Annotated in this window: 21 protein-coding genes; 8 read left to right on the top strand and 13 right to left on the bottom strand. The window is 65.3% G+C overall.

The window, feature by feature from the left end; all coding sequences use genetic code 11:
• Positions 1-79 precede the first annotated feature (79 nt).
• Both rpsI and rplM read right to left on the bottom strand, forming a co-directional pair.
• The gene (gene rpsI / locus IE097_RS13525) at positions 80-472 is read right to left on the bottom strand and encodes a 30S ribosomal protein S9 (protein WP_070528521.1); all 393 of its coding nucleotides are present in this window, start codon (positions 470-472) and stop codon (positions 80-82) included.
• A 22-nt stretch (positions 473-494) separates the two neighbouring features.
• A complete protein-coding gene (gene rplM / locus IE097_RS13520; protein WP_189461386.1) occupies positions 495-923 on the bottom strand; it encodes a 50S ribosomal protein L13 in 429 nt (142 codons plus the stop codon).
• A gap of 337 nt (positions 924-1,260) precedes the next feature.
• Here rplM and IE097_RS13515 point away from each other — a divergent pair, with 337 nt between their 5' ends.
• Positions 1,261-1,680, top strand: a complete 420-nt coding sequence (locus IE097_RS13515; RefSeq protein ID WP_189461385.1) for an OsmC family protein — start codon at positions 1,261-1,263, stop codon at positions 1,678-1,680.
• Between the two features lie 63 nt (positions 1,681-1,743).
• On the opposite strand, the gene IE097_RS13510 is transcribed toward IE097_RS13515, so the two are convergent.
• Positions 1,744-2,628 (bottom strand): formate/nitrite transporter family protein, encoded by an 885-nt coding sequence (locus IE097_RS13510; RefSeq protein WP_189461384.1) that lies wholly within the window; start codon positions 2,626-2,628, stop codon positions 1,744-1,746.
• Between the two features lie 182 nt (positions 2,629-2,810).
• A complete protein-coding gene (coq7, locus tag IE097_RS13505) occupies positions 2,811-3,464 on the bottom strand; it encodes a 2-polyprenyl-3-methyl-6-methoxy-1,4-benzoquinone monooxygenase (protein ID WP_189461383.1) in 654 nt (217 codons plus the stop codon).
• A gap of 129 nt (positions 3,465-3,593) precedes the next feature.
• Here coq7 and IE097_RS13500 point away from each other — a divergent pair, with 129 nt between their 5' ends.
• From IE097_RS13500 to IE097_RS13485, 4 genes are all read left to right on the top strand, one after another.
• Entirely contained in the window at positions 3,594-4,130 is a 537-nt protein-coding gene (locus IE097_RS13500; protein WP_229797602.1) for a peptidylprolyl isomerase, read from the top strand.
• Between the two features lie 36 nt (positions 4,131-4,166).
• On the top strand, positions 4,167-4,667 hold the full coding sequence (locus tag IE097_RS13495) for a peptidylprolyl isomerase (RefSeq protein ID WP_189461381.1): 501 nt from the start codon (positions 4,167-4,169) through the stop codon (positions 4,665-4,667).
• A gap of 62 nt (positions 4,668-4,729) precedes the next feature.
• Positions 4,730-6,337 carry a histidine kinase N-terminal 7TM domain-containing diguanylate cyclase gene (locus IE097_RS13490; RefSeq protein ID WP_189461380.1) on the top strand — a complete coding sequence of 536 codons (1,608 nt, stop codon included), beginning with the start codon at positions 4,730-4,732 and terminating at the stop codon, positions 6,335-6,337.
• The gene (locus IE097_RS13485) at positions 6,330-7,076 is read left to right on the top strand and encodes a UDP-2,3-diacylglucosamine diphosphatase (protein ID WP_189461379.1); all 747 of its coding nucleotides are present in this window, start codon (positions 6,330-6,332) and stop codon (positions 7,074-7,076) included. The genes IE097_RS13490 and IE097_RS13485 overlap by 8 nt, the downstream gene beginning before the upstream one ends.
• 1 nt (position 7,077) lies before the next feature.
• On the opposite strand, the gene IE097_RS13480 is transcribed toward IE097_RS13485, so the two are convergent.
• From IE097_RS13480 to rnhA, 6 genes are read right to left on the bottom strand one after another with little or no spacing between them, the layout of a single operon-like run.
• Positions 7,078-7,842: a hypothetical protein gene (locus IE097_RS13480; protein WP_189461378.1), complete on the bottom strand. Its 765-nt coding sequence runs from the start codon at positions 7,840-7,842 to the stop codon at positions 7,078-7,080.
• A 7-nt stretch (positions 7,843-7,849) separates the two neighbouring features.
• The gene (ispF, locus tag IE097_RS13475; protein WP_189461377.1) at positions 7,850-8,350 is read right to left on the bottom strand and encodes a 2-C-methyl-D-erythritol 2,4-cyclodiphosphate synthase; all 501 of its coding nucleotides are present in this window, start codon (positions 8,348-8,350) and stop codon (positions 7,850-7,852) included.
• A complete protein-coding gene (gene msrC / locus IE097_RS13470) occupies positions 8,347-8,835 on the bottom strand; it encodes a free L-methionine (R)-S-oxide reductase MsrC (protein ID WP_189461376.1) in 489 nt (162 codons plus the stop codon). The genes ispF and msrC overlap by 4 nt, the downstream gene beginning before the upstream one ends.
• A gap of 1 nt (position 8,836) precedes the next feature.
• Entirely contained in the window at positions 8,837-9,529 is a 693-nt protein-coding gene (gene ispD, locus IE097_RS13465; RefSeq protein ID WP_189461375.1) for a 2-C-methyl-D-erythritol 4-phosphate cytidylyltransferase, read from the bottom strand.
• Positions 9,526-10,257, bottom strand: a complete 732-nt coding sequence (gene dnaQ, locus IE097_RS13460; RefSeq protein ID WP_189461374.1) for a DNA polymerase III subunit epsilon — start codon at positions 10,255-10,257, stop codon at positions 9,526-9,528. The genes ispD and dnaQ overlap by 4 nt, the downstream gene beginning before the upstream one ends.
• Complete coding sequence (rnhA, locus tag IE097_RS13455; RefSeq protein WP_189461373.1) at positions 10,257-10,700, bottom strand: ribonuclease HI; 444 nt, start codon at positions 10,698-10,700, stop codon at positions 10,257-10,259. Before rnhA ends, dnaQ begins: the two co-directional genes overlap by 1 nt.
• Positions 10,701-10,718: 18 nt before the next feature.
• Between rnhA and IE097_RS13450 the strand changes: the two genes are divergently transcribed.
• Positions 10,719-10,997, top strand: a complete 279-nt coding sequence (locus IE097_RS13450; protein ID WP_189461372.1) for a hypothetical protein — start codon at positions 10,719-10,721, stop codon at positions 10,995-10,997.
• Positions 10,998-11,009: 12 nt separating this feature from the next.
• Here IE097_RS13450 and IE097_RS13445 read toward each other — a convergent pair whose 3' ends face one another.
• Positions 11,010-11,786, bottom strand: a complete 777-nt coding sequence (locus IE097_RS13445) for a class I SAM-dependent methyltransferase (RefSeq protein ID WP_189461371.1) — start codon at positions 11,784-11,786, stop codon at positions 11,010-11,012.
• On the opposite strand from IE097_RS13445, the gene gloB reads away from it, so the two are divergent.
• Together gloB and IE097_RS13435 are read left to right on the top strand one after the other, a co-directional pair.
• Positions 11,785-12,537, top strand: coding sequence for a hydroxyacylglutathione hydrolase (gene gloB / locus IE097_RS13440; RefSeq protein ID WP_229797588.1), 753 nt, complete (start codon positions 11,785-11,787; stop codon positions 12,535-12,537). The two genes, IE097_RS13445 and gloB, sit on opposite strands and share 2 nt — an antisense overlap.
• Before the next feature lie 88 nt (positions 12,538-12,625).
• Positions 12,626-14,182 carry a lytic transglycosylase gene (locus tag IE097_RS13435; RefSeq protein ID WP_189461370.1) on the top strand — a complete coding sequence of 519 codons (1,557 nt, stop codon included), beginning with the start codon at positions 12,626-12,628 and terminating at the stop codon, positions 14,180-14,182.
• A gap of 85 nt (positions 14,183-14,267) precedes the next feature.
• On the opposite strand, the gene IE097_RS13430 is transcribed toward IE097_RS13435, so the two are convergent.
• Both IE097_RS13430 and IE097_RS13425 read right to left on the bottom strand, forming a co-directional pair.
• A complete protein-coding gene (locus tag IE097_RS13430) occupies positions 14,268-14,573 on the bottom strand; it encodes a hypothetical protein (protein WP_189461369.1) in 306 nt (101 codons plus the stop codon).
• Positions 14,570-15,298, bottom strand: a complete 729-nt coding sequence (locus IE097_RS13425; protein WP_189461368.1) for an LOG family protein — start codon at positions 15,296-15,298, stop codon at positions 14,570-14,572. Before IE097_RS13425 ends, IE097_RS13430 begins: the two co-directional genes overlap by 4 nt.
• Positions 15,299-15,571: the final 273 nt, after the last annotated feature.

Genomic DNA, 15,571 nt, shown 5'->3' with positions numbered 1-15,571 from the left:
TGGGCGGCGCTTGTCCGGTGCAGACGCCGGAAACGACAAAGCCGCCCGAGGGCGGCTTTGCTGGTGCAGACAATTCCGATTAACGCTTCGAGAATTGCTTGCGGCGGCGGGCTTTGTGGAAGCCGACCTTCTTACGTTCGACTTCACGCGCATCGCGGGTAACGAGGCCGGCAGCCTTGAGTGCACCCTTGAGTTCTGCGTTGTAGTCGATCAGCGCACGGGTCACGCCGTGGCGAACCGCACCGGCCTGACCGGTTTCACCGCCACCGTTCACGTTGACGAGGATGTCGAACGCTTCGAGGTTTTCGGTGAGGGCCAGCGGCTGACGCACGATCATGCGGCTGGTTTCGCGGCTGAAGTATTGGTCAACCGGCTTGCCGTTGACGACGATGTTGCCCGAGCCCTTGGCCAGGAACACGCGGGCAACGGCGCTCTTGCGGCGACCGGTACCGTAGTTGTACTTACCTACCATTTTGCTATTCCTTTGTCAGGGCTCAGACTTCAAGCGCTTTAGGCTGTTGCGCGGTATGCGGATGCTCGTTACCGGCATAAACCTTCATCTTCTTGAGCATGGCGTAGCCCAGCGGGCCCTTCGGCAGCATGCCCTTGACGGCTTTTTCCAGCACGCGACCCGGGAACTTGTCTTGCATCTCGGTGAAGGTACGTTCGTAAATGCCGCCCGGATGACCGGTGTGACGGTAATAGATCTTCGATTGGGCCTTGTCGCCGGTCACGCGCAGCTTGTCTGCGTTCACCACAACGATGTAGTCGCCGCAATCGACGTGCGGGGTGTATTCGGCTTTGTGTTTGCCACGCAGGCGCTTGGCAATTTCAGCCGCAAGGCGACCCAGCACTTTGTCAGTGGCATCAACAACGAGCCACTCGCGCTTCACCTCGTGCGGCTTGGCAGAGAAGGTTTTCATGACTGCTTAGTCCACGTTACGATTTCGAGAAAGTCGCAGATTTTATCTCCTCAAGAAAGAACGTGTCAAACCTGCCGAGCCCAATCTGCCAAAAAAAACGCAATCCGTGAGGATTGCGCGTAAATTCCACCAAAGAAGGAGGATGGAGGAGACAACGCCGGGCAAGCCCGACGCCGAGACCCATTCTTGCATGCGCCCCCATGGCAAACAAGATGCCAAAAGGGTAAAAATGACATTCAGGTGGTCAGGTAAAACCCTTAAAAGCTGCGCCGAATCAAGCTTCTCTCTACAATCCTGCCCTGATCGAAACGGCCGTATCCAGGAGGGAAGCGAAGTCATGAAAGTACGTCTGAAATGGGTGGAAGCAGTGAGCTTTCTGGCGCAATCGGAGTCGGGCCACGCGGTACTGATGGACGGCCCGCCGGAGGGCGGCGGACGCAACCTCGGCCCCCGGCCGATGGAAATGCTGCTGATGGGCATGACGGGCTGCTCGACCTACGACGTGATCCACATTCTCAAGAAGGGCCGTGCCGACGTGCGCGACTGCGTGGTCGAGGTCGATGCCGAACGCGCGGAGGTCGATCCGAAAGTGTTCACCAGGATCCACCTGCACTTCATCGTGACCGGCCGTGCGCTCAAGACCGAGCAGGTCGAACGCGCCATCAAGCTTTCCGCCGAAAAGTACTGCTCGGCGTCGATCATGCTCGGCAAGATGGCCGAGATCACCCACGATTTCGAGATCGTCGAAGCCGACTGATCGCGGGCGACACCAGCGAAAAAGCCGCCCGAGGGCGGCTTTTTGCATGTGGCGGAGACCTGCTCACTCGACCGTGTCGGCAACGCCGCCTTGGCCGAAATCCGTGTCGCGCTGACGGCGGCGACCGAAACGCGGCGCGTTCTGCTCGCTGTAGACCAGCGTGTACGGCAGGCCGATCACCAGCGCACCACCGACGATGTTGCCCAGCGTCGCCGGAATCAGGTTGGAGACGATGAACTGTCCCCAGCCGATGTCCAGCCCGCCAAGCATGGCGCCCGGAATGATGAACATGTTGGCGATGCTGTGTTCCATGCCGAGGGTGACGAAGGCCATCACCGGGAACCAGATCCCCAGCACCCGGCCGAAGGTGTCCTTGGCCGAATAGCCCTGCATCGTCGCCACGCACACCAGCACGTTGGCGAGTACACCCTTCATGAAGGTCATCAGGAAGGGATGCGAGGTTTTCCCGGCAGCGATACCGACCAGATACTGCGTGGCCGGATCACCCGGGGTAATCAGGTGCGTCAGGTAGCCGAGGAAATAAGCCGCACCGACGGCACCGACAAAGTTGCCCAGATAGGACACCCCCCAGAAGCGCAGCATTTCGCCGACGCCCAGCTCGCCGCGCAAGGCGGCCGACGTACCCAATGCGCAATTCGAGGTAAACAGGTCTGCCCCGGTCAGCGTGACGGCGATGAAGCCCAGGGGAAACAGCGCGCCGAAGATGAACTTGACCAGCCCCGGGTTGCTGGCCGCCAGTCCGGTACAGCCGCCGGCCACGATGACCGCCAGAATGGTACCGATGCCGATGAACATGCCGCCCAGCACGGCAATGCAGAACAGCCGCCCCGGATTCAGCTTGGCCTTTTCGGCGCCGGCATGCGCGATATAGCCGACGATTTCCGCCGGGCTGCGGAGCGTCGTGGACGAAGTCTCGTGGGCGGACATGGAGCGCACCTGTAGTGAAATGACATGACGTGTAGTTATACGCCCGCGCCACCATGTAGTTTTGGTACAAGTTCCGCCCTGCGTGACCAACGGACGCTCCCGCTGATCCAGATCAAAAGTTGCGTCGGCCCTAGTTCTTTCGAACTAGTCCCTGTGCTAACGACAACCCGATCCGCTGCGGTTCAGAACCGGTAGCTCAGCGAGGTCATCAGCTTCGACGTCAGCCCCATCACCGCCTTCAGCGGCAACGGCAGCTCGGCCGCACCGAGTTCCAGCGCCAGTTCGGCATGGCCCATTTCGTCGTGGTACATCTGTTCGACCACCGCGCGGCTCTTGGCATCCTGCGGCGGCAGCGTGCCGAGATGCGACTGCAGGTGCGCACCGACCTGGCGCTCGGTCTCGGCCAGAAAACCGAGGTTCCACCGGTCGCCGACCAGACCGGCGGTAACGCCGATCGCGAGGCTGCCGGCATACCACAAGGGATTGAGCACGCTGCGGTGGCTGCCGAGCGCGTCAATCCGGCGCTCGGTCCACGCCAGATGCTCAACCTCTTCCTGGGCCGCGTGGCGCAGCGCCTCGCGGTTGGCCGGGTCACGCGCGGTCAGCGCCTGCCCCTGGTAGAGCGCCTGGGCACAGATCTCGCCGCTGTGGTTGACGCGCATCAGCCCGGCCGCGTGGCGCTTTTCCGCCTCGTCGAGTTCGGCTTCGTCGATGTGCGCGTCCGGATGCGCCCGGCCGCTGCTGGCCGGCGCGGCGAGCGTGCGCAGCACGGTATCGAACTCGGTGACCACGGCGTCGATACCGGGCAGTCTGGGCAGGGCGGGCAGTTTGAACATGGGCGTCTCCTTGGCGCCGATTTTACTATTTATCCGCGTGCTATGATTCGGCGGATTTTCACCGCACCCGATACGGATCAGAACACGATGAAAAAAATCTTCGCCGCCGCGGCGCTGAGCCTTGCCGCGATGTCCGCCTTTGCCGCCAACCCGCAAGTCGAGCTCGTGACTAACAAGGGCAAGATCGTGCTCGAGCTGTATCCGGACAAGGCACCGGCCACCGTGGCCAACTTCCTTCAGTACGTGAAGGACAAGCACTACGACGGCACGGTCTTCCACCGCGTCGTCGCCGACTTCGTCGTCCAGGGCGGCGGTTTCGACGTCAAGGGCAACCAGAAGCCGACGCGTGCGCCGGTGAAGAACGAAGCCCAGGCGGCGTTCAAGGCCGGCCTGAAGAACGACCGCGGCACCCTGGCAATGGCCCGGACCAGCGATCCGAACTCGGCATCGAGCCAGTTCTACGTCAACTTGAAGAACAACGACTTCCTGAACTGGCCGGGCCGTGACGGTGCCGGTTATGCCGTCTTCGGCAAGGTCGTCGCCGGCATGGACGTCGTCGACAAGATCGGCGCGGTCAAGACGCTGCCGGGCGATACGCCGGTCGATGCCGTCGTGGTCGAATCGGCACGCGAACTGCCGGCCGGCGCCGCTGCCAAACAAAGCTAGACTCAGCTTCCAGAATCAATCGACAGAGGATCAATCATGACCCAGGTAAAACTCAGCACCAGCGCAGGCGACATCGTTCTCGAACTCGACGAGGCCAAGGCGCCGGTCACCGTGGCCAACTTCGTCCAGTACGTGAAGGACGGTCACTATGACAACACCGTGTTCCACCGCGTGATCGACGGTTTCATGATCCAGGGCGGCGGCTTCGCCCCGGGCATGAAGCAGAAGGACACCCGTGACAACATCAAGAACGAAGCCGACAACGGCCTGAAGAACGACGCCTACACCGTGGCGATGGCGCGTACGCCGGAACCGCATTCGGCTTCGGCACAGTTCTTCATCAACGTGGCCAACAACGACTTCCTGAACTTCCGTGCGCCGACGCCGCAAGGCTACGGCTACGCCGTGTTCGGCAAGGTCGTCGAGGGCAAGGACGTCGTCGACGCGATCAAGGGCGTGAAGACCGGCAACAGTGGCTTCCACCAGGATGTACCGAAGGAAGACGTGCTGATCGTCAAGGCCGAAGTGCTCGGCTAAGCGCCACCGTCCCCGACTGCGCCGCCCCTTCCGGGCGGCGTTGTTGCATCTGGCCGACCGCAATGTCCTCCGCCTGGCTCTGGCAAGCCCCCAGCTTCATGCTCCTGTCCGGCAGCATGCTGATGCTGCTGCTCGCACTGTGGATTTCGCTGCGTCCGGCCTTTGCCGGCCGCGCGGCCTTTGTCGGCATGCAGCTGACACTGGCATGGTGGTGCGGCATGGCGGCCCTCGAGTACGCCACGACCTGGCCGGAACTCAAGGCCGACCTCGCCCGCTGGACCTGGCCCGCGATCGTGCTCGGCCCGACGTTCTGGCTGCTGTTCGCGCTGCGCTACCTGTACGGCCACGGCGCACCGCTGGGCTGGCGCGGCCATGCGCTGGCATGGAGCATGCCCCTGCTGATCGGCGTGCTGGCGGTGACCGACAGCCTGCACCACGGCCTGTACCGCAGCTACATGCCGATCCGCGCCGGCGTCGACAGCCAGCTGCACTATTTCGCCGGCCCGGTGTTCTACTTCGGCGCGCTCTACCTTTACCTGCTGATGCTTGGCGCCCTGACGCTGATGCTGCTGAGCCTGAGCCGCTGCGCCCGCGTCTACCGCAAGCAGTACCTCGGCTTCGTGCTGGCCTCGCTGCCGCCGTGGATCGCCAACGTCGGCTACATCACCCAGACGTGGACGCTGTTCGACTTCGATCCGACACCGTTCGCACTGACCTTCACCTGCCTGATCTTTGCCTGGCTGATCCGCCACGGCCAGCTGTTCGACCTGATCCCGGTTGCACGCACGCTGCTGCTCGACGCACTGCCCGATCCGGTGCTGGTGCTCGACCGGCGCCGGCGCATCGTCGAGGCCAACCCCGCCGCACGGCGCTGGCTCGGCGACGAACCGGTCGGCCGGCCGCTGGACGACTGGCACTGGCTCGCCGAAGGGCTGGCAATGCACGAACGGGACGTGCTGCACCACGATGACCATGCGTTCGAAATCAGCCGTCAGCCGCTCGGCACGCCGGCGCGCTCGGCCGGCGAACTGGTGCTGCTGCGCGATGTCAGCCACCGGATCCGTACCGAGCAAACGCTGTCGAGCGCGATGATCGTGCTGGAGGCCCAGCTCGAGGCCAATCAGCAGTTGCAGGAGCAACTGCACGAAGCCGCGATCCGCGACCCGCTGACCGGCAGCTACAACCGGCGCTTCCTGGCGGAAATCGCGCCGCGCGAACTCTCGCATGCCGCCCGCACCGGCCAGCCGCTGGCACTGGCGCTGATCGACTTCGACCATTTCAAGCGCCTGAACGACAGCGACGGCCATGCCGCCGGTGACGCGGCGCTGGTCGCTTTCGCCCGCGGCTGGCAGTCGCACGGCCGTGCCGACGATTACTGTTTCCGCTACGGTGGAGAGGAGTGGCTGCTGCTGCTGTCGGGCTGCAACGCCGCACAGGCTGCGGAACGCGTCGATGCGCTGCGGCAGGCCTTTGCGCGCGAGCCGATCGGCACCCAGCGGCGCACGCTGACCTTCTCGGCCGGCATTGCCGTCTTTCCGGCCGACGGCGGCGATCTGGCCGGACTGACCGCCGCCGCCGATGCGGCGCTGTACCATGCCAAGGCCACCGGCCGGAACCGCGTCGTCACCGCAGCGGCGCCCCCCACCACTTGCAACGAAACCGATGCCTGATTCCGTCCTGCTGATTTCCGACCTGCACCTCTCGCCCGCCGATCCCGCGACGGTCGACGTCTTTGGCCGCTTTCTCGCCGACCGGGCCCGTCATGCCCGGGCGCTGTACATTCTTGGCGACCTGTTCGAAGTCTGGATCGGCGACGACCAGCTCGACGAGCCGTTCTACGCCGCGCGCACCGCCGAGTTGCGCGCACTCACCGCCAGCGGCATCCCGGTGTACTTCATGGCCGGCAACCGCGACTTCCTTTGCGGCGGACGCTTTGCGCGCGAGGCCGGGCTGGTGCTGATCACCGATCCGAAACTGATTTCGCCGTTCGGCGCGCCGCTGCTGCTCGCGCACGGTGATGCCTACTGCACCGACGACGTCGATTACCAGCGTTTCCGCCGCGTCGTCCGCAATCCGCTGGTGCAATGGCTGTGGCGCCGGCTGCCCTATCGCTGGCGCAACCGCGAAGCGGCCAAGCTGCGGGAAAAGTCGACCGCGATGAACCGGCGCAAGGCCGAGTCCATCATGGACGTCAATCCGGCGGCCGTTGCGGCAGTGATGCGCAAGGCCGGCGTCGCCACACTGATCCACGGCCACACCCACCGGCCGGCGCGGCATGCTGAAACCGCGGGCACGCGCTGGGTGCTGCCGGACTGGCACAACGGCGAAGGCGGCTACCTGCGGATCGCCGAAGACGGCCTTTCGATGTTCACCCTCGACGACCGGCCGTTTCCGGGGACCACCACCTGAGTCACGGCGTCGCGTCGACGCGTACCCAGACCGTATAACGGGTGGTCGCGTTCGCCGACGCGCCGATGCCCGAAGTACTGGCCTGCCGGGTCGTTTCGCCGACCGGCAGCCATTCGCCGAGCGCGCCGGCAACTTCGCTGTAGACGCCGCGATAGGCAATGCTGCCGTCGGCATTGAAGCGGCTGCTTTGCGGATACAGCCGCAACCGGACCTCCCCGCCCTGCAACGCCGGCGCAACCCAGAAACCGCTGCCGGCGTCCTGCCACTGGCCACCGTAGGTCGCGATCCGGTAGCCGGGCCGGTACGACCACGACAGCACCGGCATGAAGCGTGATTCGCCGAGCGAGATCATCGCCCGGCCGCCGTCCATCGTCGTGACCTTCTGCACCGCGCTGCGCGTCCCGCCCGACTGGGTGGCTCCCAGCCGGACCGCGGCAGCGCTGCCGCGACTGGAGATGACGACCGCCGCATCCGCATCGACACCGGCTTCGGTCCCCGATTCGCGCTGCTCGACGGTCACCGTCAGCCGCCGCGTCGGCGTATCGAGCTTGTCGACCAGCGCGGCAATCGCCGCCAGCGTCGCGGCATCGGGCGCGCGGACGATCAGCTGGTCGTAGAAGCCCTGAATCCCCGCGTCCGGAAACGCCTGCTGCAGCGCCGGAACGATCTCGGCCGCCGGTTTGTGCCGCAACGGCACGGTGTCGACAACGTCGGCCATCGCGACGCCGGCGACGAAAACCGCGGCAAGGAGCAGCGGTGCGCGCATGATGGCCTCAGCGGCCCCAGGGACCCGAGACGGTCGAGCGGCGCTCGAGCAGGCACACCGCCTGCGCCTCGACCGCTTCGGATGCGCCGACCGGGCCGAGCTTCTCGTAGGTCTTGGCCTTGACGTTGACGTCGGTGACCTCGATGCCCAGATCGGCGGCAATGTTGGCGACCATCTGCGGAATGTGCGGCGCCATTTTCGGCTGCTGGATCAGGATGCTGGCATCGACATTGCCGACACGCCAGCCGGCCTCGGCCACGCGCCGTACCGCCTCGCGCAGCAGCACGCGGCTGTCGGCGCCCTTGAACTCGGCGGCGGTATCGGGGAAGTGCCGGCCTATGTCGCCGAGTCCGGCAGCACCAAGCACGGCATCGGTGATCGCGTGCAGCAGCGCATCGGCGTCCGAATGGCCCAAGAGGCCTTTCTCGAACGGGATCGTCACACCGCCGAGGATCAGCGGCCGGCCTTCGACCAAACGATGTACGTCCCAACCCTGTCCGATTCTCATGCTGCCTCTCCATGGACGACCAGCGCGGCGATCGCTTCCAGCGCGCGCGCGTCGATGTCGTCGAATTCGTTCAGGCGCTCGCTGTCGACATCGAGCACGCCGATCACGTCGCCATCGCTGTCGCGCAGCGGTACGACGATTTCCGAACGCGACGCCGACGAGCAGGCGATATGGCCCGGAAACGCGTCGACATCGGGCACGACCAGCGTCTCGGCGCGCGCCCAAGCTGCGCCGCACACGCCACGCCCCTTCGCGATCCGGAAGCAGGCTACCGGTCCCTGGAACGGCCCGAGCACCAGCTCGTTGCCGTCGACCAGATAGAAGCCGACCCACAGCCAGTCGAAGGTCTGCCTCAGCGCGGCAGCGGCATTGGCCAGCCTCGCGGTCGGGTTCGGCTCGCCGGCCAGCAGCGCCACCAGTTGCGGTTGCAGCGTCGCATACCGCGCCGCCTTGTCGCCGGCGGCGACGTTCAGGCTTTCGGCCATTTCATTCCCCTCTCGCCGCCAGAATCAGGCTGGCGAGCTGCAGATCGTGCGGATAGGTCACCTTGAGATTCCACGGGCTGCCCATCAGCAGCTGCGGTTGCGCGCCCTGCTTTTCCAGCGCACTCGCTTCGTCGGTGATGTCCGGGCCCATGCCGGTTTCCAGCGCGCCGGCCAGCATCGCCAGCCGGAACATCTGTGGTGTCTGCGCCTGCCACAGCCCGGCGCGCGGTGCGGTTTCCACGATCCGCGCATCGTTGCCGGCACGCTTGAGCGTATCGGCCACCGGCACGGCGAGAATGCCGCCGACCGGGTCGTCGGCCAGCGTCGCGATCATGCCGTCGACCTGGGCCGGATCGACGCACGGCCGCGCCGCATCGTGCACCAGCACCCAGGTGTCCGACGGCGTGAACAGCGACAGCGCCTGCAGGCCGTTGAGTACCGATTCGGCGCGGGAGTCACCGCCGCAACGCATCACGACCAGCCGTCCGAAGTCGTCCCACTCATAGGCATCCCACCACTCGTCATCCGGCGAGATCACGACGAAGATCCGCTCCAGTGCCGCAACCTGATGCAGCGCGTCGAGCGTGTGCCAGATCAGCGGCTTGCCGAGCAGATCAAGGTACTGTTTGGGCGTGTCGCTCGCCATGCGGCTGCCGCTGCCGGCGGCGGGAACCAGCGCGATCGCACTCATCATTGCGCTTCGGCCGGCGGATTGGTCAGCTCGCGCCACAGGCAGGTGCCCTTGACCGACTTGTCGAGCACGTCGAGGTATTCCTCGTGTTGTGCCAGATCGTCCGCGGGCACGGTGGCCCGGATCAACGGCTTGCGCGGCCGGCCCTGGCTGAAGGAGGCGGCGTCGGCAGCGGCATCACCGGTGGCAAAATCGATCAGCAGGCTGTCCTGACCGCGCGTCAGCGCCAGGTAGACCTCGGACAGCAGTTCGCAGTCGATCAGCGCGCCGTGCAGCGTCCGGCCGCTGCGGTCGATCTCGAAGCGGTCGCACAGGGCGTCGAGACTGTTGCGCTTGCCCGGGAACGTGTCCTTGGCCATCTTCAGCGTGTCGATCACGCCCGACACGTAGTCGGTGATCGGACCGCGGCCGAGCTTGCCGAGCTCCATGTTCAGGTAGCCGACGTCGAACGGCGCATTGTGGATGATCAGCTCGGCGCCTTCGACGAAACGCAGGAACTCGTCGGCAATGTCGGCAAACTTGGGCTTGTCGGCAAGGAACTCGGTCGTCAGGCCGTGGACGTTCAGCGCGCCCTCTTCCGAATCGCGCCCCGGGTTGATGTAGCGGTGCAGGTGGCGGTCGGCCGGCGACAGCTTGCGGTCGACCATTTCGACCGCGGCGATTTCGAGGATGCGGTTGCCGTCCTCGACGCGCAGACCGGTGGTTTCGGTATCGAGAATGATCTGCCGCATCAGGCTCTCCCCATCGCGACGTCGACACCGCGGTTGGCAAGCTGGTCGGCACGTTCGTTGAACTCGTGGCCGGCGTGCCCCTTGACCCAGTGCCAGCTGACCGCATGGCGGGCAACCTGAAGGTCGAGCTGCTGCCACAGGTCGGCGTTCTTCACCGGCTTCTTGTCGGCCGTCTTCCAGCCGTTCTTCTTCCAGTTGTGGATCCAGCTCTCGATGCCGTTCTTCACGTACTGGGAGTCGGTCCACAGCGCGATGGCGCACGGACGCTTGAGAATGGCCAGCGCCTCGATCACCGCGGTCAGCTCCATGCGGTTGTTGGTCGTCTCGCGCTCGCCGCCGAAGAGCTCCTTCTCCTGCTCGCCGTACTGCAGCAAGGCGCCCCAGCCGCCGGGGCCGGGGTTGCCTTTGCAGGCGCCGTCGGTATAAATCGTAACTGTCGTCATATCTTTCGAAGGCCCGGCATGCGCGCCCTCCTGTTCCTTTTGTGTGTCGCCACGGCCGAGGCCGCGACGTTCTGTCCGTACAGGCTGCCCGGCAACGACAAGAGCGAGCGCTGGGTCAACCTGACTGTCGTGCAGTATGTCGAGCTTTCCGACACCGAAGCGCACCTGGTTTTCGGTGGCGGCAACCTCGGCAGCGGTCACGACGTGAAGATTCCGCTCAAGAGTCGCGATGAAGGCCAGAAGCTGCTGCGCGATCTGGTCGACACCTCGCGCCGCTGCGATCCGTCGCCGCAGTAAGTCCTGCAGCGCTCATTTGCAGCGGTCCTTGCCGGCCTGCTGGCGCAGCCGTTCGATCAGCGCAACCTGGTCGATCGCCGCGGCCGGCTTGGCCTTGGGCACGACCACCTTGCCCCGCCACGCCGGGCCGATCACCCGCATGCCGCGCACGCGCTTGACCACGTCGAGGCAGTAAATGCCGCCCGCCGCCGGCCACCACCGGTCGCCGGCCTGCTCGAACAGGCGACCGCGGGCAATCCAGCGTTCGTGCTGCACAGGCAGGCCGTAGCAGAGGAACTGGCCGCGCACCGTTTCCATGCCCAGCAGCTTGAGCCAGTCCTTGAGCCGCGGCAGCGCGACGAAATGGCCGGACCACGGCGCGTCACCGCGATGGCGCCACTTGCGCAGCCCCCACAGGCTCCACGGATTGAATCCGGTTACCAGCAGCCGGCCCTCCGGTACCAGCACCCGTTCGACTTCGCGCAGTACCGCATGCGGATCGGCGCAGAAATCGAGTACATGCGGCAGCGCCAGCAGGTCGAGCGACTGGTTCGCGAAAGGCAGCTGCTCCGGCGCGCAATGCAGCGCGCAGCCGGCGCTGCGGCCGGCGATCGTCCGCCACGACATCCGGTTCGTCGCCAGCGCGTCGAGCTGCGGCAGCTCGAGCTGCACCGCCTTGTAGCCGAACAGGTCGGCCGCGGTGCGCGCATACCAGCCGCGCTCCTGCCGTGCGACGTCGCACCCTAGCGGTGTCGCCAGCCAAGCGGCAAAATGGTCGAACGATGTACTGCAGTCCACGGGACCCGTCATGCTGGAACTCACCCCGTTACCGATCTTCGACGACAATTATATCTGGGTTTTGCACGACCACCGCCGCGCGCTGGCCGTCGACCCGGGACTGGCCGCGCCGCTCGAGGATTTCCTGAGGGCCCGCGACCTGCAACTGGCGGCGCTGCTCGTCACCCATCACCACCACGACCACACCGGCGGGCTGGCTGCGCTCGCGGCCGCGCGCCCCGGCTTGCCGGTCTACGGGCCGGCACGCGTTGCCGAGGTCAACCGGCCGTTGGCCGGCGGCGAAACCGTCACCGTACTCGATCGCGACTTCACGGTGCTCGCGGTGCCCGGCCATACGCTCGACCATGTGGCCTATCACGCCGCACCCTGGCTGTTCTGCGGCGACACGCTGTTTGCCGCCGGCTGCGGCCGGCTGTTCGAAGGCACGCCGGCGCAGATGTACACCTCGCTGCACGCGCTCGCCGGTTTGCCCGACGAAACGCTGGTGTGCTGTACGCACGAGTACACGCTGTCTAATCTGAAGTTTGCCGGTGCCGTCGAACCGGACAACGCCGACATACGGCAACGCCGCATCGATGACGAGGACAAGCGACGTCTGGACTTGCCGACGCTGCCGAGCACCATGGCGCGGGAACGGGCCACCAACCCTTATCTGCGTTGCCATGAGGACGCCGTCATTGCCGCCGCAAGGGAACATGGCGCACGTGACGACAGCCCGGTCGAGGTGCTGGCCGCAATCCGTCGCTGGAAAGATCGGTTCTGACCATCCGGCGCCGGATCAAACGCTTGCGTTGACAGCGGTGTCGGGGGTCGGCACCATCCTGCAACTGATTAAAAAATGAGCGTGCATCATGCGTTTCCTTTCCCTGGCCGGGCTGCTCGCCGGCCTGAGTTTCGCCAGCGCGTTCGCAGCGCCCCAGCAAGCGGGCCTGAATGCCGACGGCCAGCTCAACAACCCCCAATTCCGCATTACCGACGACACCAGCCGTACCGTCGACACGCTGTTCGGCGAAGTGGCCCGTGTCCAGTCGTACGACGACTTGTGGGGCCGTGTCCGCGCCGGCTTCGCCATGCCCGAACTCGACGATCCGCTGGTCGAGAAATGGGAAAACTATTACGCCAGCCGTCCGGAGTACCTGAACCGCATCATCGAACGTGGTGGCCGCTACCTGTATTTCGTCGTCGACGAAGTCGAACGCCGCGGCATGCCGATGGAGCTGGCGCTGCTGCCGATGATCGAATCGGCGTACAACCCCAAGGCCGAGTCGTCTGCCAAGGCCGCCGGCATGTGGCAGTTCATTCCGGCGACCGGCAAGCGTTACGGCCTCGAACGCACCTGGTGGTACGACGGCCGCCGCGACGTGATCGCCGCAACCGATGCCGCGCTCGACTATCTCGACACGCTGCACGGCCAGTTCAACGACTGGCAACTGGCGCTGGCCTCGTACAACTGGGGTGAAAATGCCGTCGCACGCGCCCAGACCAAGAACACTGCTGCCGGGCTCGGAACGACCTACAGCGATTTGCGCATGCCGAACGAGACGCGCAACTACGTGCCCAAGCTGATGGCGGTGCGCAACATCATCGCCAATCCGTCGGCCTACGGCGTCACGCTCGCCAGCGTGCCGAACAAGCCCTACTTCGCCGCGATCACCACCGGTCGCCACATGGATGTGCAGGTGGCGGCCGAGCTGTCGGAAACCCCGGTGCAGGAGCTGCTCCGGCTCAACCCGGGCTTCATCCGCCCGGTGATCGCCTACAAGGACGACCGCAAGCTGGTGATTCCGGCCGACAAGGTCGCCGCCTTCCAGCGCAACCTCGCCAACTACGACAAGCCGCTGCTGAACTGGCAGCCCTACGTGACCAAGCGTGGCGAATCGTTCGCACAGCTCGCCGGCCAGTTCGGCATCAACGTCAGCGAGCTCAAGGACATCAACGACATCGGCAACGATGGCATCGCCCGCGGCCAGACCATTCTGGTGCCGAACCTGCCGGGTCTCGACGTCTCCGACCGCCAGACCCTGGTCGCGCTGCACGAGAACCGTGCTGCCGAGCCGGTCGACACCGGCGCCAGCGATGCGCCGCTGGCCGTCATCAAGCATCGCGTCACCCGTGGCGACACGCTGTACAACATCGCCAGCCGCTACGGCATGAATGTCGCCGACCTGCGCAAGCTGAACAAGCTCGACGGCGACGACGTCCGTCTTGGCACCACGCTCAAGGTCGCCAGCGTCACCCGCACTGCAACCGGCAAAAAAGCGCCGATCCAGCGCGAGTACGTGGTCAAGAGTGGTGACACGCTGGCGTCGATCGCCCGCAAGCATCGCGTCGATGCCGAAGACCTGAAACGCTGGAACCCGCAGAAACTGTCGCCGGGCACCCGGCTGGTGATTTACCAGCCGGGTTGACCGCTGCCGCTGCAGCCGGGAGCGTGATCCGGCAACAAAAAAGCCCGTCGTTGGACGGGCTTTTTTGTTGCCGGCTGCTGCCGCATCAGTCCGGCGTGTAGTCGGCCACGTAGGCGAGCAGCGCCTCGACCCGACCGCGCATGCCATCGTAGCGGCAGTACAGCAGCTGGCGTTCCGGTGCCCCCTTCTTCAGGCCGTTGAGAAACCAGGTCACGCCGCCGCTGCTGGCCTGATACGGGCTGGGAAACTTCAGCTGCTTGTAGCCGGCCGCGCGCGCGGCCGATGCGCAGGCGTCGCGGGCGACGCCGGCGGTCGCCTTCCAGGCATCGCCGCTGGTCGCCCAAGCCGGGCCGGCCAGCAACAGCGCCAGCACCATCATCCGGCATTTCATTCGGAGGCGGCACCGTTCGGCTGACCTTCGGCCAGCCACTTGGCATGGTGTTCGCGCATCAGGTGGACCGCGTCTTCGATCGTGTCGACCACGACCGGAATCTGCATGTCCACACCGCTGGCGAGACCGGCGCCGTTGTCGACCATGTAGCGCTTGGCCCAGTCGACCAGCTCGTGCCACATATCGCCGACGAGGATCAGCGGCGTACCGTACAGCTTGCGGACCTGCAGCAGCTGCCAGACCATCGCCAGCTCCAGCAGCGTGCCGACGCCGCCTGGCGTGACGATGAACGCGTTCGAGCGCAGGATGAAGTGGTGCAGACGCGAGAAGAAGGTCTTGTGCTCGAACACCCGACCGACGAAATCGTTGACGTGCTGTTCGAAGTCGAGATCGATGCGGATGCCGACCGATGCTTCGGGCTTGTCCGGCGCGCCTTCGCGGGCGCCTTCGTTGGCGGCCTGCATCAGGCCCGGACCGCCACCGGTGACGATGCGGCAACCCATTGCGGCCAGTTCGGCTGCCAGCTGCTTCACCGCCTCGTAGGCGGGCGTGGCTTCTTCGATCCGGGCCGAGCCGAAGATCGTCACGTGATAATGCGGCGTATGTTGCGGACGCAACTTCGACAGATCGTCGACGACATCCCACAACTTGAGTACCGCGCCCGTGACCAGGCGCAATGTGGCTTCGCTGTCGGCCGGAGTATCGGATTTTACGATTTGATCCATATCGCTCTGCAGTGCATCCAAAGTATGAAACTTAAACGCAACCCTTTCTTCACAAAAGGGAAATCTTGAAAAAAGCCAGCCCGAACCGCCACCAGCCAGCCGGAGCGGCAGCGCAGTTGAAGGGGCGGTTATGGTAGCAGATTGCGCGCTGCACAACGCGATGCCGCAGCGGGAGTGCGCAACGGCAGCGGCATTGCCGCAGCGGCTCCGTCGCCAACGCACTCCCGCGCCGGACGGCTGTCGCTACCGTTCCGGCAGGACGGCGCAGTACAC

This window comes from Jeongeupia chitinilytica, assembly GCF_014652315.1.
Taxonomy (GTDB): Bacteria; Pseudomonadota; Gammaproteobacteria; order Burkholderiales; family Chitinibacteraceae; genus Jeongeupia; species Jeongeupia chitinilytica.
The sequence above is the reverse complement of the archived record's forward strand: the minus strand, read 5'-3'. Positions and strand labels throughout refer to the sequence as shown.

What these genes read in the sequence shown, in the direction of transcription:
- msrC (WP_189461376.1), bottom strand. Translation starts at nt 8,835, where the DNA reads ATGGCCGAAAGCCTGAACGTCGCCGCCGGCGACAAGGCGGCGCGGTAT.
- coq7 (WP_189461383.1), bottom strand. Translation starts at nt 3,464, where the DNA reads ATGTTCAAACTGCCCGCCCTGCCCAGACTGCCCGGTATCGACGCCGTG.
- IE097_RS13490 (WP_189461380.1), top strand. Translation starts at nt 4,730, where the DNA reads ATGTCCTCCGCCTGGCTCTGGCAAGCCCCCAGCTTCATGCTCCTGTCC.
- dnaQ (WP_189461374.1), bottom strand. Translation starts at nt 10,257, where the DNA reads ATGCGGCAGATCATTCTCGATACCGAAACCACCGGTCTGCGCGTCGAG.
- IE097_RS13450 (WP_189461372.1), top strand. Translation starts at nt 10,719, where the DNA reads ATGCGCGCCCTCCTGTTCCTTTTGTGTGTCGCCACGGCCGAGGCCGCG.
- IE097_RS13425 (WP_189461368.1), bottom strand. Translation starts at nt 15,298, where the DNA reads ATGGATCAAATCGTAAAATCCGATACTCCGGCCGACAGCGAAGCCACA.
- gloB (WP_229797588.1), top strand. Translation starts at nt 11,785, where the DNA reads ATGCTGGAACTCACCCCGTTACCGATCTTCGACGACAATTATATCTGG.
- IE097_RS13510 (WP_189461384.1), bottom strand. Translation starts at nt 2,628, where the DNA reads ATGTCCGCCCACGAGACTTCGTCCACGACGCTCCGCAGCCCGGCGGAA.
- IE097_RS13480 (WP_189461378.1), bottom strand. Translation starts at nt 7,842, where the DNA reads ATGCGCGCACCGCTGCTCCTTGCCGCGGTTTTCGTCGCCGGCGTCGCG.
- IE097_RS13500 (WP_229797602.1), top strand. Translation starts at nt 3,594, where the DNA reads ATGTCCGCCTTTGCCGCCAACCCGCAAGTCGAGCTCGTGACTAACAAG.
- IE097_RS13435 (WP_189461370.1), top strand. Translation starts at nt 12,626, where the DNA reads ATGCGTTTCCTTTCCCTGGCCGGGCTGCTCGCCGGCCTGAGTTTCGCC.
- IE097_RS13495 (WP_189461381.1), top strand. Translation starts at nt 4,167, where the DNA reads ATGACCCAGGTAAAACTCAGCACCAGCGCAGGCGACATCGTTCTCGAA.
- ispD (WP_189461375.1), bottom strand. Translation starts at nt 9,529, where the DNA reads ATGATGAGTGCGATCGCGCTGGTTCCCGCCGCCGGCAGCGGCAGCCGC.
- rnhA (WP_189461373.1), bottom strand. Translation starts at nt 10,700, where the DNA reads ATGACGACAGTTACGATTTATACCGACGGCGCCTGCAAAGGCAACCCC.
- IE097_RS13485 (WP_189461379.1), top strand. Translation starts at nt 6,330, where the DNA reads ATGCCTGATTCCGTCCTGCTGATTTCCGACCTGCACCTCTCGCCCGCC.
- IE097_RS13515 (WP_189461385.1), top strand. Translation starts at nt 1,261, where the DNA reads ATGAAAGTACGTCTGAAATGGGTGGAAGCAGTGAGCTTTCTGGCGCAA.
- rplM (WP_189461386.1), bottom strand. Translation starts at nt 923, where the DNA reads ATGAAAACCTTCTCTGCCAAGCCGCACGAGGTGAAGCGCGAGTGGCTC.
- IE097_RS13430 (WP_189461369.1), bottom strand. Translation starts at nt 14,573, where the DNA reads ATGAAATGCCGGATGATGGTGCTGGCGCTGTTGCTGGCCGGCCCGGCT.
- IE097_RS13445 (WP_189461371.1), bottom strand. Translation starts at nt 11,786, where the DNA reads ATGACGGGTCCCGTGGACTGCAGTACATCGTTCGACCATTTTGCCGCT.
- rpsI (WP_070528521.1), bottom strand. Translation starts at nt 472, where the DNA reads ATGGTAGGTAAGTACAACTACGGTACCGGTCGCCGCAAGAGCGCCGTT.
- ispF (WP_189461377.1), bottom strand. Translation starts at nt 8,350, where the DNA reads ATGAGAATCGGACAGGGTTGGGACGTACATCGTTTGGTCGAAGGCCGG.